Annotated in this window: 18 protein-coding genes; 1 reads left to right on the top strand and 17 read right to left on the bottom strand. The window is 53.5% G+C overall.

The features are described 5' to 3' along the window. Window positions 1-26: 26 nt before the first annotated feature. The 9 genes from acpP to ACFQ0F_RS06190 all read right to left on the bottom strand — a co-directional run bounded on the left by acpP (window position 27) and on the right by ACFQ0F_RS06190 (window position 6,622). On the bottom strand, window positions 27-266 hold the full coding sequence (gene acpP, locus ACFQ0F_RS06150) for an acyl carrier protein (protein ID WP_340675041.1): 240 nt from the start codon (window positions 264-266) through the stop codon (window positions 27-29). Between the two features lie 140 nt (window positions 267-406). Next, entirely contained in the window at window positions 407-1,150 is a 744-nt protein-coding gene (fabG, locus tag ACFQ0F_RS06155; protein ID WP_379070220.1) for a 3-oxoacyl-ACP reductase FabG, read from the bottom strand. Between the two features lie 47 nt (window positions 1,151-1,197). Then, window positions 1,198-2,133 carry an ACP S-malonyltransferase gene (gene fabD, locus ACFQ0F_RS06160; RefSeq protein WP_379070223.1) on the bottom strand — a complete coding sequence of 312 codons (936 nt, stop codon included), beginning with the start codon at window positions 2,131-2,133 and terminating at the stop codon, window positions 1,198-1,200. 35 nt (window positions 2,134-2,168) lie between these two features. Further along, a complete protein-coding gene (gene plsX / locus ACFQ0F_RS06165; RefSeq protein WP_340675044.1) occupies window positions 2,169-3,191 on the bottom strand; it encodes a phosphate acyltransferase PlsX in 1,023 nt (340 codons plus the stop codon). A gap of 13 nt (window positions 3,192-3,204) precedes the next feature. Further along, window positions 3,205-3,387, bottom strand: a complete 183-nt coding sequence (gene rpmF / locus ACFQ0F_RS06170) for a 50S ribosomal protein L32 (protein ID WP_340675045.1) — start codon at window positions 3,385-3,387, stop codon at window positions 3,205-3,207. A gap of 71 nt (window positions 3,388-3,458) precedes the next feature. Continuing rightward, on the bottom strand, window positions 3,459-3,971 hold the full coding sequence (locus ACFQ0F_RS06175; protein ID WP_340675046.1) for a YceD family protein: 513 nt from the start codon (window positions 3,969-3,971) through the stop codon (window positions 3,459-3,461). 61 nt (window positions 3,972-4,032) lie between these two features. Continuing rightward, window positions 4,033-4,998, bottom strand: coding sequence for a signal peptide peptidase SppA (sppA, locus tag ACFQ0F_RS06180; protein ID WP_340675047.1), 966 nt, complete (start codon window positions 4,996-4,998; stop codon window positions 4,033-4,035). A 9-nt stretch (window positions 4,999-5,007) separates the two neighbouring features. Continuing rightward, window positions 5,008-5,670, bottom strand: a complete 663-nt coding sequence (locus ACFQ0F_RS06185) for an HAD family hydrolase (protein ID WP_379070230.1) — start codon at window positions 5,668-5,670, stop codon at window positions 5,008-5,010. After that, window positions 5,663-6,622 carry an RluA family pseudouridine synthase gene (locus ACFQ0F_RS06190; protein ID WP_340675049.1) on the bottom strand — a complete coding sequence of 320 codons (960 nt, stop codon included), beginning with the start codon at window positions 6,620-6,622 and terminating at the stop codon, window positions 5,663-5,665. The genes ACFQ0F_RS06185 and ACFQ0F_RS06190 overlap by 8 nt, the downstream gene beginning before the upstream one ends. Before the next feature lie 563 nt (window positions 6,623-7,185). Here ACFQ0F_RS06190 and ACFQ0F_RS06195 point away from each other — a divergent pair. Next, on the top strand, window positions 7,186-10,215 hold the full coding sequence (locus ACFQ0F_RS06195) for an Rne/Rng family ribonuclease (RefSeq protein WP_379070234.1): 3,030 nt from the start codon (window positions 7,186-7,188) through the stop codon (window positions 10,213-10,215). A gap of 105 nt (window positions 10,216-10,320) precedes the next feature. Here the strand turns inward: ACFQ0F_RS06195 and murB are convergent, their stop codons facing one another. The 8 genes from murB to ACFQ0F_RS06235 are packed head-to-tail and all read right to left on the bottom strand — an operon-like array spanning window position 10,321 to window position 16,890. Continuing rightward, window positions 10,321-11,382 carry a UDP-N-acetylmuramate dehydrogenase gene (gene murB / locus ACFQ0F_RS06200; RefSeq protein ID WP_379070237.1) on the bottom strand — a complete coding sequence of 354 codons (1,062 nt, stop codon included), beginning with the start codon at window positions 11,380-11,382 and terminating at the stop codon, window positions 10,321-10,323. Then, window positions 11,382-11,954, bottom strand: coding sequence for a low molecular weight protein-tyrosine-phosphatase (locus ACFQ0F_RS06205; RefSeq protein WP_379070240.1), 573 nt, complete (start codon window positions 11,952-11,954; stop codon window positions 11,382-11,384). The genes murB and ACFQ0F_RS06205 overlap by 1 nt, the downstream gene beginning before the upstream one ends. Continuing rightward, on the bottom strand, window positions 11,951-12,739 hold the full coding sequence (gene kdsB / locus ACFQ0F_RS06210; protein ID WP_340675054.1) for a 3-deoxy-manno-octulosonate cytidylyltransferase: 789 nt from the start codon (window positions 12,737-12,739) through the stop codon (window positions 11,951-11,953). Before kdsB ends, ACFQ0F_RS06205 begins: the two co-directional genes overlap by 4 nt. Window positions 12,740-12,785: 46 nt before the next feature. Beyond that, window positions 12,786-12,980, bottom strand: a complete 195-nt coding sequence (locus ACFQ0F_RS06215) for a Trm112 family protein (protein WP_340675055.1) — start codon at window positions 12,978-12,980, stop codon at window positions 12,786-12,788. 25 nt (window positions 12,981-13,005) lie between these two features. Continuing rightward, on the bottom strand, window positions 13,006-14,016 hold the full coding sequence (gene lpxK / locus ACFQ0F_RS06220) for a tetraacyldisaccharide 4'-kinase (protein ID WP_340675056.1): 1,011 nt from the start codon (window positions 14,014-14,016) through the stop codon (window positions 13,006-13,008). Next, window positions 14,000-15,766: a lipid A export permease/ATP-binding protein MsbA gene (gene msbA / locus ACFQ0F_RS06225; RefSeq protein WP_340675057.1), complete on the bottom strand. Its 1,767-nt coding sequence runs from the start codon at window positions 15,764-15,766 to the stop codon at window positions 14,000-14,002. The genes lpxK and msbA overlap by 17 nt, the downstream gene beginning before the upstream one ends. Window positions 15,767-15,784: 18 nt before the next feature. Next, entirely contained in the window at window positions 15,785-16,210 is a 426-nt protein-coding gene (locus ACFQ0F_RS06230) for an ExbD/TolR family protein (protein ID WP_379070246.1), read from the bottom strand. Further along, on the bottom strand, window positions 16,207-16,890 hold the full coding sequence (locus ACFQ0F_RS06235; protein WP_340675097.1) for a MotA/TolQ/ExbB proton channel family protein: 684 nt from the start codon (window positions 16,888-16,890) through the stop codon (window positions 16,207-16,209). The genes ACFQ0F_RS06230 and ACFQ0F_RS06235 overlap by 4 nt, the downstream gene beginning before the upstream one ends. Window positions 16,891-16,958: the final 68 nt, after the last annotated feature.

Raw genomic sequence — 16,958 nt, forward strand, 5'->3', positions numbered from 1 at the left:
CTACTGCGGCTTTTTACACAAACTACTTACTGCTTGCTGTGCGCAGTAACATAGTCAATGGCCGTTTGCACGGTGCTGATTTTCTCAGCATCTTCATCGGGGATTTCTGTTTCAAATTCTTCTTCCAACGCCATCACCAATTCAACGGTGTCCAGCGAGTCAGCGCCCAAATCATCGACAAATGAAGCTTCGTTAGTTACTTCTTCCAACTTAACACCCAGTTGTTCGGCAACGATTTTTTTGACGCGTTCTTCGATTGTGCTCACGTTTATCTCCTGTGATGTCGGTTAGGCCGACAAGTCGCGACTAAGTCTAGTGAAGCGACTTGTAGCTGGCAAGAACAGCCTGCCGTCAAACCGTAAGTAGTTGTTTCAGTCAACTTATGTAGGAATTTCATGGCCTTATGTTAAGCCATGTACATGCCGCCGTTGACGTGCAGCGTGGTTCCAGTGATATAAGACGCCGCATCTGAGGCCAAAAACGCGACCGCGGAGGCGATATCTTCCGGTTGCCCTAAACGACCTGCCGGCACTTGCTTGAGTAACAACTCGCGTTGCGCCTCCGGCAAAGCCTGAGTCATATCTGTTTCAATAAAGCCTGGTGCAATGGAATTGACCGTGATGTTGCGCGAAGCAATCTCAGCAGCCAAGGCACGGCTAAAGCCTTCAAGCCCAGCTTTTGCAGCGGCATAGTTTGCCTGTCCAGGGTTACCCATGGAACCAACCACCGAGCTGATATTAATAATGCGGCCCCAACGCGCCTTGGTCATACCTTTAAGGCATGCCTTGGTAACGCGAAAAATCGCCGATAAATTAGTATTGATAACGTCATCCCACTCATCGGCCTTCATGCGCAGCATGAGGTTATCGCGGGTGATACCGGCGTTATTGACCACGATCTGTGGTGCACCAAATTCGGCGTTAATCACGGCAATGGTCTGATCAATAGATTCAGCATCAGCAACATTGAGCACGACGCCTTTGCCTTTTACGCCAGCCTCAGCAAATGCAGCGCTAATGCGCTCAGCACCTTCGGCTGTGGTCGCAGTGCCAACGACAGTATGACCTTGTTGACCAAGGGCTAAAGCAATTGCTCGACCTATGCCACGTGTAGCGCCAGTGACTAGCGCTACTTTTTCTGACTCACTCATATTTAATCCTCTGGCTCAAAAACAACTTTCAAGCCGATCGTCTTAGCTTAGCAAAGTGATTCTAACGCAGCAGTCATACCTTCGGTTGAATCTAGTGACCAATGAGTCATATTTTTATCAATACGCTTATTCAAGCCCGTGAGGACTTTGCCCGGGCCACTTTCGAACATTTGCGTTACGCCTAAGGCACTCAGATGCTCAACGCACTCAACCCAACGCACGGGACTATAGAGCTGCTCGACCAATGCCGCCTGAAGCGTCGCTGTATCGCTGGCCACTTTTGCCGAAACATTTTGCACCACAGGGATGACCGATTTGTTAAATGTCAGTGCGTAGAAGCACTTAGCTAGCTCGTCTGCCGCAGGGCGCATCAAGGCACAATGCGACGGCGCACTCACCGATAGCGGCAAGGCACGCTTAGCGCCAGCTGCTTTGCACTCAATAATGGCACGATCAACCGCTGCGGCACTGCCGGCAATAACCACTTGGCCGGGCGCATTAAAGTTCACCGCGGCAACGACGTCGCCATCGGCAGCGACTTTGCAGGCGGCAATGACTTGCTCATTATCGAGGCCTAAAATCGCAGCCATCGCACCTTCACCTGCAGGTACGGCATCTTGCATCAAGCGGCCACGCTCGGCGACTAGGCGCACACCATCGGCCAGTGAGATCACCTCGGCGGCAACCAGTGCGGTGTATTCGCCCAAAGAATGACCGGCTAAATAGTCTGGTGCAGGGCCGCCCGCTTGTTTCCACGCACGCCAAACGGCAATACCTGCGGCGAGCAATAAGGGCTGAGTGTTTTCAGTGGCGTTCATTTCGGCCTCAGGGCCGTTTTGCGCCAATGCCCACAGGTCTTTACCCAAGGCGGCTGAAGCTTCAGCAAAGGTCGCTTCAATAATGGGATAACTAGCGGCTAAATCAGCAAGCATGCCAATGCTTTGCGAGCCTTGACCTGGGAATACCCATGCAGTCGTCGTCATAGTTGGTCCTTTTTATATGAATAGATGAGTTATTACTATTCGCTAGCGGCGCTGCTCTCGGCTTCGCTAAAGCGTCGCGAGATGAGGCCGGGAATATCTTTGCGCACTTCTAACATAGCGACTTCAAGCGCATGCGCAAAGGAGGAGATATCGGCGCTACCATGGCTTTTGATGACAATGCCATTGAGGCCAACGAGGCTGGCACCATTATAGCGACCGGGGTCCATTTGTGACTTCAAGCCACGCCAAATGGGATAAGCCAAAGCGCCTAAGATTTTGGTCAGCCAATTACGGTTAATCTGCACTTTAATCATGGCGGCGATCATTTTCGCCACACCCTCAGAACTTTTCAGCGCGATATTGCCAACGAAACCATCGCAGACAACCACTTCTGCCTCACCACGGAAAACACCATCGCCTTCGATATAGCCGATGTAATTTAGACCGGAGTTACGCAGCAGCTCATGCGTCTGCTTGATGAGGTCGTTGCCCTTGATTTCTTCTTCGCCAATATTAAGCAGTGCCACGCGCGGACTGGCATGGCCATCGAGCGCGCCCGCCACAAGCGAGCCCATACGAGCAAACTGCAGCAAATGCGCAGGTTCAGAATCAATATTGGCGCCGAGATCAAGCATATGAACATGACCACGCTGCGTTGGCAGGGCCGTCATGATGGCTGGGCGGTCTATTGCAGGGTGGGTTTTTAGCACAAAACGGCTAACTGCCATGAGCGCGCCGGTATTGCCCGCAGAGATACAAGCCTGAGCGTGGCCATCACGAACGGCTTCAGCAGCCAAGCGCATGGAAGAGCGCTTTTTCTGACGCAGCGCCACCGAGACTTTATCGTCCATGGTGACAAATTCGCTGGTGTGCACAATGCTCATGCGCTTGCGCAGAGCATCTGGAGTTTTTTCCAGAAATGGCAAAATAGCCGCTTCATCACCCACCAACAAAAAACTCACGTCGGGGGCAATGGCGGCTATTTTTAACGCCGCTGGCACAGTAACGGAGGCACCGAAGTCGCCTCCCATTACATCAACCGCCAGCGTAATCGACATAGATTACTGCGTCTTATGCTTCGTCTTTTACGCCAAAGAGCTGATGACCGCGATAGAAGCCATCTTTGGTGACGTGATGACGACGGTGTAATTCACCAGTGGTCTGATCGACGCTCAGGGTTGGGCCATTCAAGGCATCATGCGAACGACGCATGTCACGACGTGAACGGCTTTTACGGTTCTGTTGAACGGCCATGGTTTACTCCGGCATTTTACTCACGACTGTTGCTTAACTGCAGCAGTCTCACTTTGGTGTCACTTCGCGTCTTAGTGCTTTTTCAAGCTCGCTAAGACATGAAATGGGTTCTCTCTCAACGTTTCGGGCTCGGCTACGGTGTCGTCAACTAACGGCACTGCTGGCTCACAGTCCTCATGGTTTGCCACTAATGGCAAAGCCAAGATCAGTTCATCTTCCAGCAGCTCTGGGAAATCTAGTTCACCATTGTCTGCTAGAACAAAATCTTCAGCTTCCGATAAACGCTCAACTTCCTCGTCATCGTTCAGCATAAACACATTTACTTGTGCCGATATCGGCACATTAACGGCCTGCAAGCAGCGCTGGCATTCTAACGAAAGCGTGGTCTCTAAGCGACCCGCTAACACCGGAAAATGCCGCGCATCGCGAGCAAACGCGACATGCACTGTCACTTCACCATCTGTACTTAAGGCGCCATCAAGCAAGCGCGTAAAACGCGCTAATGGCATGGCGACATCGAGCACTGCTGCGCGATCGGCCCATTTGCCTGGTTCGATGATGTGTGGAATTGTGCTGTCTGACATAGGGGCGGGATAATACGGATTCACCCCGCCCCTGTCAAAGGACTATTGCTGCATTTGTGGCTTATTTAAGCGTAACGCGACTTGCTTCCAAACCTAGGGTTTGACGCAGGCTCGTAGCGAACTCTTGGCCAACCACAGCACCCAAACGGCGCAGCACTGAATCAACGGGATTAGGCATCAAGGTGTAGTCCACCAACGTCTCAGCTTTCACCACATCACGCGCCACCGAGTGCAAGGAACCGATGTCATCCGCCAGACCTAGCGTGATGGCTTGATCGCCGCTCCAGAAGTAACCCGAGAAGGTATCGTCGTTGACCTTTAAGCGCTCACCACGGCCTGCTTTCACAGCAGCAATAAATTGCCTATGCACGGCATCCAACACGCCCTGCACATGCGCCTGCTCAATCTCATTCACGGGCTTGCTAGGGCTAAGCAGATTTTTGTGTGCACCTGCAGCCAAAGTACGATCCTCAACACCAAGTTTCTGCAGTAGCTCAGGCACGCCAAAGCCAGGCATGATGACGCCGATCGATCCCACCAAGCTGGATGGATTGACGTAGATCTTATCGGCCGCCACCGCGATGTAATAAGCACCCGACGCACCCATATCGCTAATCACTGCGTATAGTGGCTTATCAGGATGGATTAAGCGCTGGCGACGAATCTCACGATAGACCTCATCGGCCTGCACAGGGCTGCCGCCAGGGCTATTGATGCGCAAGACCACGGCCTTGGCCTCAGTCGCGCTGAAGGCGCTATCGAGCGCTTCGATCAGGCTATCGGCATTGGCCGGCATATCTGCCGCAATCGCGCCATCAATAGTGATGACGGCGGTATGTGCGCCAAAGCTTTCGGCACCCATGGAGCCAATAGTGCGATAGGCAAATAGCGCCACCACGACAATAAATAAGCCGCGACGAATCCACTGCCAGCGTTTAGCGCGCCGTCTATCGTTCAAATCTTCTAAAAGAAAGCGCTCAACCAATGCCCAGTCGCGCGGACCGCGACCATTGCCCCATTCCGCCATGACACACCCTCACTGATTAATCGTTTGCTGCAAATAGGTCGCCAACTCGGGCAGCGAGTGGCAGAGCGTCAAAGGCTGGTGAGCCAATAGCCGCTCGGCGCTGTGCACGCCATAGGTGACGCCAACCGAGGCCATGCCAATCGACTCCGCCATGGCCAAGTCATAGGTTGTATCGCCGACCATGATGGCGCGCTGCACCGGCACACTCAGCTCGCTCAACAGCTCGTTGAGCATGCGCGGATCAGGCTTAGACAGCGTCTCATCAGCACAACGTGTGGCTTTAAAATAATGTGCCCAGCCAGTATCGGCCATTACGCGATCCAAGCCCTTGCGACTTTTACCTGTGGCCACAGCAAGCGTTAGCTCCTGAGCTCGCAGGCCTTGCAGCATTGCTTCAGCGCCAGCAAACGGCTTAGTTTGCTTATTATTGCTGGCGACAAAATGCGTGGCATATTGCTGACGTAATGCTTCGCGTGCCGCCTCGCTTACTGTCGGAAACAGCACGCGCATGGCCTCGGGCAAGCCCAAGCCAATAATATCTTTCGCCGCTGCCTCGCTAGGTACATCGACACCAAGATCGCGCGCAGAAGCTTGAATGCTGCTGACAATCTGCGCCACAGAGTCCATCACCGTGCCATCCCAGTCGAAAATCACTAGGTCAAACTTAGGCACGGCGCAACACCGCCAAACCTTTTTCGAAGTCGTCATCGGGCTCAGCCGATAGCACCAAACGCTTGCCAGATGGCAGCGTCAGCTTCAGGTCGCGAGCATGCAAAAACAGTCGCGACAAGCCTTTGGCTTTAAAGCGCTCATTATCTGCATCGCGGCCATATTTGGTATCACCAACGAGTGCATGACCTAAATGCTGAGCATGAACACGAATCTGGTGAGTACGGCCGGTGAGCAAATGAGCTTCGACCAGCGTCGCGTCTTTATAACGCTCCAGCACCGTAAACACGGTAATCGCCGCCTTGCCTTCACGCGATACGCGCACGATCGCTTCGCCACCTGGACGCTCGACCTTTAATAGCGGCGCTTCAACGCGGTGCGTTGTGCCCTGCAGACGACCGCTAAGCAGTGCCACATAGCGCTTGTCCATTTGACCATCGCGCAGCTGAGCATGAAGTGCGCGCAATAAAGGTCGATGACCAGTAACCATGATCAAGCCTGAAGTATCGCGATCGAGCCTATGCACCAGCTCAAGGCTGCCGGCCTGCTCAGGGCGCATGGTGCGCAGCGCTTCAATTAGGCCCACAGAAATACCACTGCCGCCATGTACGGCTAGGCCCGCCGGCTTATTGATCACCATCAGATGGTCTTCATCAAAAACCAAACGCTGCTCCAGCAGCTTTTGCAAACCAGTCGATGGCCTGTGCGCTGGCGCCTCTTCGCTCATGCGAATCGGTGGCACGCGAATGATATCGCCTGCCTCAACACGGTAATCAGGCTTAATACGGCCTTTATTAACGCGCACCTCACCTTTACGCACGATGCGATAAATAAGTGTGCGTGGCGTGCCTTTCAGCGCCGTCATCAAAAAGTTGTCGAGGCGTTGGCCGGCATAAGCGGCATCCACTGTGATGTAACTAACGGCGGGTGTATCGGAGCTATCGGGTGCGTGCATGAACAAGCCTGTGGATAATTTGGTGCGCTTATCTAGCAGCACACGGGGATGACTGCTATATTAGCGAGTCGCTTAGCAATTTAAGACCCTCATTTTGCCAGTTTATGCCCAAAAGCATCGGGTTTAGCAAAATGGTGGCGGAAGTATAAAGCAAAGCGACGCTGTCCGGCGGGAATCGCACACGAGCTTGGTCTACTGAGAGGTATTAACCCCAGTGTTGACCACCGACCCATGCACCTCCTCCGGCTAGCCGTAACACCAAAGTACCGGTAAGCGTTGACGATACGCGCTTACCAACAACACAGCCTAGTGCCGTCATATAGATGTAGCACAGGCAGGAATTGTTTTCGGCCCATGTCCACGGACATGGAACCGCGTCTCCCAGCTCCGTGCAGACACCCTGTACCTGACCCGGATGACCAACAACAGAATCAATGACTTGAGCTAGCCCGATCGGCCGGTAAAAGTTAACCTTAATGACCCATGTATTCATGGTGTTGTTCTGTTGCCGTGCACCTGCCTGCGTTTTCTCAGACGGCCTATAACCCTTAGGGTAGCCGCACATGAAACGCATGTTAATTAACGCCACACACGACGAAGAAATTCGGGTGGCAATGGTAGATGGCCAACGCCTCTATGATTTCGACCTCGAACACCGTGGCCGCGTACAGAAAAAAGCCAGCATTTATAAAGGCCGCGTAACTCGCGTTGAGCCTAGCTTAGAAGCAGCATTTGTCGACTTCGGCGGCGATCGCCACGGCTTTTTGCCATTAAAAGAAGTTGCTCGTGAATACTTCAACAAGTCGCCAAAGGAAGCCGGCGGCCGCATCAGCATCAAAGAAGCGTTGCAGGAAGGCCAAGAAGTCATCGTTCAAGTAGAAAAAGAAGAACGAGGCAATAAAGGCGCAGCACTTTCCACGTTTATCTCGCTAGCTGGCCGCTACTTAGTGGTCATGCCTAATAACCCTCGCGCCGGCGGCATCTCGCGTCGTATCGAAGGTGAAGAGCGTCAAGAACTGAAAGACGCGCTGAACTCCATCACCATCCCTAATGATATGGGCGTGATCGTCCGTACTGCTGGCCTTGGCCGCAGCGCTGAAGAGCTGCAATGGGACTTGGATTATCTGCTCACGCTATGGAACTCCATCAACCAAGCGAGCACGGAAAAGCCCTCACCGTTCCTGATTTATCAAGAATCTAACGTCATTATTCGTGCTGTGCGTGACTATCTGCGCCAAGACATCAACGACGTATTGATCGATAACGAAGCGGCTTATAACGAAGCCATGAGCTTTGTGCAGCAAGTCATGCCGCATTATCAGAACAAAATTAAACTCTATAAAGATTCGGTGCCGCTGTTTAATCGCTACCAAATCGAGAGCCAAATTGAGACTGCCTTCCAACGCGAAGTAAAATTGCCATCGGGTGGCTCGATTGTTATCGACCCAACTGAAGCTTTGGTGTCTATCGACATCAACTCGGCGCGCGCCACTAAAGGCAGTGACATCGAAGAAACCGCTCTTAACACCAACTTAGAAGCTGCCGACGAAGTCGCGCGTCAGCTGCGCCTGCGTGATAGCGGCGGCTTGGTAGTTATCGATTTCATCGACATGACGCCGCCAAAGCATCAGCGCATGGTTGAAGAGCGCCTGCGTGAAGCATTAACGATGGATCGCGCCCGTATTCAAATGGGTCGTATCTCGAAGTTTGGCCTGCTCGAACTTTCGCGCCAACGCCTACGTCCATCGCTAGAAGAGTCCACAGGCTTAGTCTGCCCACGCTGTAATGGCACAGGCATGGTTCGTGATGTGCGTTCACTAGCGTTGTCGATCATGCGTTTGATCGAAGAAGAAGTGCTGAAAGAACGTACCGCGCAAATCAACGCTTCCGTTCCAGTATCGGTCGCCACCTTCCTGCTCAATGAAAAACGTCAAACCTTGGCTGAGCTGGAACTACGCAGCAAAGTTCGCATCTTGATTTTGCCTAATCCGCACATGGACACACCGCACTACGAAGTTTCTCGTCTGCGCGATGACCAAGTCGAAGAAAACGATGACGACGGCCCAAGCTTCAAACTCGTTGAGCGTATTGAAGCGCCAGCGCTTGAGGTTGTACTGGAAGCTGTTGATGGCGAATCGCCGAAACGTCAGGTCGCTGCCGTGCGTAATGTCACGCCAGTGACACAAGCACCTACTCAGCAAGCGCCTCGCGAAGCGCGCGCTACCGCTGCACCGGCTGCCAAGGCAAATACCATTGCGCCAGTAGCAAACAATGTTAGCTTTTTGATCTGGCTAAAAACCTTTTTCAGCACGCTATTTGGCATCAAGCCCGAGCCTGAGCCCGTAGTTCCTGAAAATCGTTCTAATCAAAACCGCAACAACAATGGCGGTCAACGCGGTGGGCGTGGCCAAGGCCGTGGTCGTCAGCCTGAGCGTCGCCAAAATAACGAACTGCAAGCCGCTGGTGGTCGTCCACAAACCGATAGCTCCACTAATGACAACGGCAGCAATGGCAATGGTAATAGCAACGGCGGCCGCCCTGCTCGTGGCGAACGCCGTGATGCAGCGGAGGGTACCGAGCAAACTCCGCGCCCACCTCGTCCGCCGCGCCCACCACGTGCACCACGCCCGCCTCGCGACCCAAATCGTGAAGCAGCGAAAGAAGCTAATCGTGAAGTTGCCGCTGAAGCAGTTCAAGCCGATACCGCAGCTACAGCAAGTGTCGATGGCAACATCGCTCCAGCCGCTGCTAATGCAGAGGGCGGAGAGCGCCGCCGTCGCAATCGCCATCCTTCGCGCCGCCAACGCGGACCACGCGAGCGCGATCCGCAAGTACTAGTTGATGCCGGCCTGCCCGTACCTGAAGAATTAGCAGCCAAAACTGCTGCTGGCGTTACTGCGGCAACAGTTGCAGCAACTTCAAATGAGGCTGCGCAAAATAGCGCTACCACTAATGAGGCACCGGTTATTGCAGCAAACAGTGCTGAAACGACTACGGCAGCTGTCGCTGAACCAACGAAAGCTGAGTCAGCCGCTGTTAAGCAGCCTGTTGCCGAGGTCGCTGATATTGAAGCAGCTGCTACAGTAACTGAGTCTGCTGACGCTACTGCAGCGACTGAATCTGCCGTTGCTGAAGTCGCCACAAGCACTACGGCGGAAGTCGTCGTAACTGCCGACACTGCGCCTGCCGAGTCGGCTGCTCCTGAAGCAACTGTTGTTGCAACAGAAGCCCCAAAAGCTGCGCCAGAAGCAGAAGCAGAGATAGCGAAAAAAGCTGCCGCAACTGAAGCTAGCCCTGAACCTGCTGCGTTCGTCGCAGCTGAAGCAACGGCTGAGCCAAGCCCAGAAGCAGCACCGAAAGCAGTCGTTGAAGCGGCCGCTGAAGCACCAGCAGAAACTACTGAAGTGCAAAGTGAGGCTACTGAAGCTGCTGCTCCTGAAGCCGCCGTTGTAGAAACTCCTAGCGAAAGCAAAGGCGAGAAAGCTGAGCGTCGTGCCAGCAATGATCCTCGCGTGCGCCGCCGCTTACAGCGCGAGCAAGAAGCACGCCTGAAAGCCGAAGCAAAAGCCACTGAGACACCCTCAGAAGGCTAACGCCAGAGCGGTAATCTCAGATCATAAAAATGCCCCGTAATCGGGGCATTTTTATGGCTGTGAATTTGTCTTTAGCATTACCACGTTGACGATAACGTCGGCCGCTTAGCCGCCCATCAACACCGGTTCCTGCTCTAGATGAATGCCATAGCGCGCCTGCACGCTGGCGACAATGTCAGCGGCCAAGGCCAATAGCTCAGCACCATTGCCTCCGCCATGATGCACCAGCACCAAGGCTTGGCGTTCATGCACGGCCACCGAGCCACGGCGATAACCTTTCCAGCCCGCCTGCTCGATCAGCCAGCCAGCAGCAACCTTTTGCCATCCCGGCGTGCTTAGCTGCGCAGGATATGCGGCCAAGCCCGGAAAGTGCGCCTGTAGCTGCTCAATCTGAGCACTGGGCACCAACGGGTTTTTGAAAAAGCTGCCGGCATTACCGAGCACAGCGGGGTCAGGCAGCTTCGCCTGGCGAATTCGAATAACTGCTTGCGCAACATCAATAGCGCTCGGCTCTTGTACTCCAGCCGTTGCTAACGCCGTTTGAATATCGCCATAGCCCAACACCAGCGGGCGCTTGGCAGACAAAGCAAATCGCACCGATAAAATCACGTAGCGCCCAGGCTGTTGCGACTTAAAAATACTGTCTCGATAAGCAAAGCCACAGTCTGCAGCCGACAGCTCTACTACCCGCCCTTGCTCACGATCATAAGCACGTAATGAGTGCATGACATCGGCAACCTCAACCCCATAAGCGCCGATATTTTGCACCGGCGCCGCACCGACTGAGCCTGGAATCAAGGAAAGGTTTTCTAAACCTGCCCAACCTTGGGCCAAGGTGTATTGCGTGAATTCATGCCATGACTCACCGGCAGCCGCCTCAATAATGACGCAATCTTCAGCCACTATCTTAGCGCCAGCTTGGCTATCGCTGATGAGGCGAATGCCGCGCAAACTTAAGCGGATGGTCAAGCCCGATACATCGCCTGCGAAAACAATATTGCTGCCGCCACCCAATAGCTGCACGGGCCATGCTTCGGCCTTGGCCCGCGCTAGCAGTGGAGCAAGATCGGCTTCATTGGTGAGTTCGACAAAATGAGCGGCGCGAGCTCTTAGACCTAGCGTATTAAACGCCTGCAAATCAACATTCTCGCGAATAGCAGTGCTCATTAGCAGCCGCAACCAAGCACGCCACGCGCCTTTAGCACGCTGCGCAAAAGGCCATCGCAGGCGGCTTCCACTAGGTCAATAACTTCGTCGAAGCCTTTAGGACCGCCAGTGTATGGGTCAGGCACATTACTCAGTAGATCCGGTGCAAAGTCCATGAGTTTAGCCAAAACAGCACGCGGTTCATGGCCTAAATGATGTGCAGCTTCGCGCTCTAGCGTTTGCAAGTCGACGAAGTTTTTATCATCCATCGCGAGGATATGATCAAACTCATCGAAGTCATGCCAGCTGACCTGACGCGCACGCAGCGGCGATAAATCATAGCCACGCTCAGCGCCATGACGTTGGCTGCGTGGGTCAGGAGACTTCCCCGTGTGCCAATCTGCCGTGCCTGCCGAATCTGCTTGTAGGAGAGCATCCCAGCCAGCTTGTGAGGCGCGCTGACGAAATACGGCCTCAGCGGTTGGTGAGCGACATATATTGCCGAGACAAACAAAGAGCACGCGCGTAGCAGATTCTGTATAGCTGGCTGTCGGCGCGGCTAAATCACTTGCCTCTCGTTCTACCAGCTTCATGCCATTGCCCCAGCAGCACCTGAGCCCGCCAAAATAGCGCGCACTCGGTCAAGATCAGCTTGAGTATCCACACCTGGTGGCAATGAGGCATGGGCGACATCAACATGGATACGCACACCTTGATACAGGGCGCGCAACTGCTCCAATGACTCTACCTGCTCAATCAGCGCCGGCGGCCACGACACATAGTCATGCAAAAAGCCGACGCGATAGGCGTAAATACCAAGGTGGCGCAAATATAACGATAAGGCTTCGGGTGGCAGCTGCTCACGGTTTAGCGCAAAAGCATCTCGCGCCCACGGCATTGGAGCACGGCTGAAATACAGGGCAAAGTTATTTACATCACGCACGAGCTTAACGATATTGGGGTTAAATAATTGCTCAATATCGTGCAAGGGCTCAGCCAATGTTGCCATGCCCGCCTCAGAGGCCTCGGCCAGATTATCAGCCACTTGGTTAATCACACTGGGCGGAATTAAGGGCTCATCGCCCTGCACATTGACCACGATGTCATCGGGCTGCCAACCGAGCTGCTCGGCGACTTCTTGCAGACGATCAGTGCCGGAAGGATGATCAGCACGTGTCATCACTACTGGTGCATCGTAGGCGCGCAGCGCATCGGCAATACGCTGATCGTCGGTGGCAACCACCACATCGGTCGCGGCGCTGAGTAAGGCTCGCTCATAGACATGCACCACCATGGGCTTGCCTGCGATGTCGAGTAGGGGTTTTCCAGGCAGTCGGCTAGAGCCAAAACGGGCGGGAATAACAACACGAAAACTCATCAGCTTTGTCCTCTCAGTCGAAGCTCAAATGATCAATTGCCAGCGCTTAGCGCGCGCCATGCTCAGGCAAAGATTCCTCTAAGGTCAGCGCTCGCGCCTCACCTTCAAGCATCACAGGGATGCCATCACGCACTGGAAACGCCAGTGCATCGGCACGACAAATCAGCTCATCTTGCTGATGAATTAATGGCCCTTTGCAGAGTGGGCAAGCCAATAGTGCGAGCAGTTTTTTATCTAGCATGAGCAATATCCAATCTATTTTTAATTCACATGATGTTGGGCTGAGCAGCCTTTTTTTCTGCCAAACGCGCCAATAACTCCTGCCAAAATACATCTGGCAGCATAGCTTGAACCGGCACATACCAGCTATTTGGCGGTGCAAATTGCGCACACTTCACTGCATCTTTTTCGGTCATGACCAGTGGCAGTAGCGGCTCAAAACGCAGATCTTCGGCACGGTAAGCGTAATGATCAGGGAACGAGTGTGGCTCAGGGCCATAGCCAAGGCTTGCGAGCAATTCAAAAAATCGTGGCGGATGACCAATACCCGCAATCGCATGCACCGGGCCTTTCAGTGGTGGTGTTTGATTGGCCTGCTCAAGGCAAACTGGCAGCCAAGGCTGTGGCTCAAGCACCATGGTGTAGGCATTTTCCGGCACCGGCGTGGTTAAGTGCCATGAACCATTGAGCACGACAAAATCGACTTCATTTAACCGCGCTACAGGCTCACGTAAAGGTCCGGCCGGCAATGCCCAGCCCGAACCTAAGCCACGTTTACCATCGATCACGGCAATTTCAATATCGCGCTCAAGGGCGTAATGCTGCAGGCCATCATCAGAAATAATCACATCACATTCGGGGTGATGCGCCAGTAAAAATGCGGCGCCGCGACTACGCACAGGATCAACAACTACCGGTACGCCACTGGCACGCGCCAGCAGCAAAGGCTCGTCGCCAACTTTAGCTGGTGTCGCTTGTGTGCTCACTTCGCAAGGGTACTCACAGCTGCCACCATAGCCACGACTAATGATGCCTGGGCGCCAGCCTGCGACCTGTAACTGCTGCACAATAGCTTGTGTTAATGGTGTTTTACCGGTGCCACCAACGCTGATATTACCCACCACGATGATAGGCACGGGGGCGCGCCACGTTGGCTTTTTGCCTGAGGCATAGGCGCGTTTTCGTCGCGCGGCAAGCCAGCTAAATAGCCACGACAGTGGCAATAGCAAGCGCAGCAAGAAATGCCCCTGATGCCAACGTTCAGGCCATGCGGCCATCGTCATCCTCACTAAAATGGCGGCTATGCAATTGCGCGTAAGCGCCAGCTTTGGCTAGTAGCTCGGCATGATTGCCTTGCTCAATAATGCGGCCTTGATCCATCACAACAATGACATCGGCGTTTTCAATAGTCGATAAACGATGGGCGATCACCAGCGTCGTGCGGCCTTCCATGACGCGCTCAAGAGCGGCCTGAATATAGAACTCAGACTCGTTATCGAGCGCGCTCGTGGCTTCGTCCAAAATCAAGATAGGCGCATCTTTAATCAACGCACGAGCAATCGCTAAACGCTGGCGCTGACCACCGGAAAGCTGCATGCCATCTTGGCCAATGCGAGTGTCGTAACCCTGCGGTAGCTCACGAATAAAGTCATCGGCAAAGGCCGTTTTCGCTGCTGCCACAATGGTTTCGCGCGGCAAGTGACGGTAGGCACCATAGGCGATGTTATTCGCCACTGTGTCATCGAACAAAATGACCTTTTGGCTAACCGTGGCAATCTGTTTGCGCAACTCACCCACGGGATAGTCGTCAATCGGGAAGCCATCAATAAGCAGCTCGCCAGCTTCGGCATCGTGAAAACGCGGCAGCAAATTTACTAGCGTTGTCTTGCCCGAACCCGAGCGACCAACAATAGCGACCGTCTGACCTGGCGCGACTTTCAAAGAAAAGTCATGCAGCACAGGATTACCTGGCTCATAAGCAAAGCGCAAATTGCGGAACTCTACTTCGCCCTTTAAGCGCGTAATGGCGCGAGTACCGCCAGTAGGCTCAGGTGTCTCATCAATGACATCGAAAATTGACTGCGCTGCAGAGATACCGCGTTGCAGCTTTTCATTGACTTCAGTCAGTGATTTGATCGGCTTAGCCATCAGGCCTGCTGCCGTAATATAGGCGACAAACTCACCTGGTGAAGTCTGCCCAGTGATGCCTGGCTGCAAGGCCACCCAAATCACGCCGGCCAGAGCCACGGCCATCAGCAGCTGTATTACTGGTGTATTGATGGCGCTGGTGACGACAATTTTCATGCCTTGTTTGAGGTTCTCACGCGAAGCTTTGTCGAAGCGATTACGCTCGAAGTCTTCGCCGCCATACGTCTTCACCACGAGGAAGCCGTTAATGGCCTCTTGCGCGATATGGTTAAGATTACCCATGGCATTTTGCATGCGCACCGCGAGCTTGCGGAAACGCTTACTTGCCACGCGAACTAGCATGGCAGCAAATGGCCCAACCACCAGCAGCGATAACGACAACTTCCAGTTGGTGTAAAACAAATAGCCGAATAAGCCGATGACAACCGCGCCCTCGCGCACAATCGTTTTTAGCGCATCCGTGGCTGCGGCTGTGACTTGCTCAACGTTGTACATGAGCTTGGCAGAAATATGCCCCGCTGAGTTTTCGTTATAATAGCGTGCCGGCAACGTCATCAGGCGATCAAACAACTCAATCCGCAATGCATAGACAATATTGCGAGAAATCAGAGACATATAATAGGTGCCAATAAAGCTACCAATACCACGCACAAGAAATAGCGTGATAATCAGCACCGGAAACATATTTTTCGAGGCCTGATCTTGGTCTTGAATCGCGGTAATGATGTACTTCAATAATTGCGCCGCAGCCCATTCGGTTTGCGCATTCAAAATGAAGCCGAAAACAGCAAATAGAAAGATTTTCCAATGTTTTCGGGTATAGCCTAAAAGCCGCTTATACGACTCCCAGCTAGTAGTTTCGACTGGCGCTGAGCTCATGAATAAACTTCCAAAAAATTAAGGGGCGCTAGTGGCAGCTTTTTGTGTGCCAATTCCAATTTGACGAAACCCAAGCTGGCCGGCGATATCCATGATCGTTACCACTGACTGATGCGGCGCTTGGCCATCGGCAGAAATAATCAATGGTTGATCGCGCTTCTCACCTGCTTTTGCCTCGATGGCACTGCGCAAAGCTTCAGGGCTATTAGCGGCCAACACCTCACCATTGACGGCGTAATGGCCGCGACCATCTACCGAGACTTCTAAAGGATTTTTCTTCGCAGCCGGCACCGTGGCATCGGCCTGAGGCAAGGTAATTTGTAACTTGCCGGTCTTTGCAAACGTGGTCGACAGCAAGAAAAAGATAATCAAAAACAGCAGGCAATCAATCAATGGCGTGAGATTGAGTTCCAAATGATCATCCATGGGACGCTTTAATTTCACGCCTCAGCTCCATCTCTGCTCGGTGTTGCAACGCTGCCTGTGGCGGGCGCTGTGAAGCTAGCGGCGCTAGGCAGCACATCCACCTCACGATCGCCGTGCAGCATATCGACCAGCTTCACCGCCTGCTGCTCCATGCTCACTATTAGGGTCTGAATATGGCGCAGATAATAACGGTGCATAATCATTGCTGGGATGGCGACAAAGATGCCGCCAGCCGTTGTCACCAAGGCTTTAGAAATGCCACCCGCTAATGCTGTCGGATCGCTAATGCCACCGGCAGTGACCACCAAAAATGCATCGATAATGCCGATAACGGTGCCGAGCAAGCCCAACAAGGGTGAAATCATCGCTATGGTGCCGAGCAACGTTAGGTAGCGCTCCATTTCGTGCACGACCGGTGTAGCGGCATCTTCGATACTTTCTTTGGTGAGATCACGGCCATGGCGCGCATTGATCAAGCCCGCTGCCAACAAAGAGCCTAAGGGTGAGCCAGCTTGCAGTAAACGCAGCTGATCAGCATTCATTTCACCTGCTTGCAGCTGTCGCCAAACTTGGCTTAACAGCTGTGGCGGCGCCACCCGACTTCGGCGTAATGACCACGCACGCTCTAGGATGATTGCCAAGGCCAGCACCGACGCCACTAACAACGGCAGCATCAAATACCCGCCAGATTTCATCATCTCAAACACAGGCTCATCTCCTCATCGCGAATAGCCGCTACTCTAAGGGATGGCGGCCAGTGCGCCAA

Source organism: Paraperlucidibaca wandonensis, from assembly GCF_042677145.1.
GTDB lineage: Bacteria > Pseudomonadota > Gammaproteobacteria > Pseudomonadales > Moraxellaceae > Perlucidibaca > Perlucidibaca wandonensis.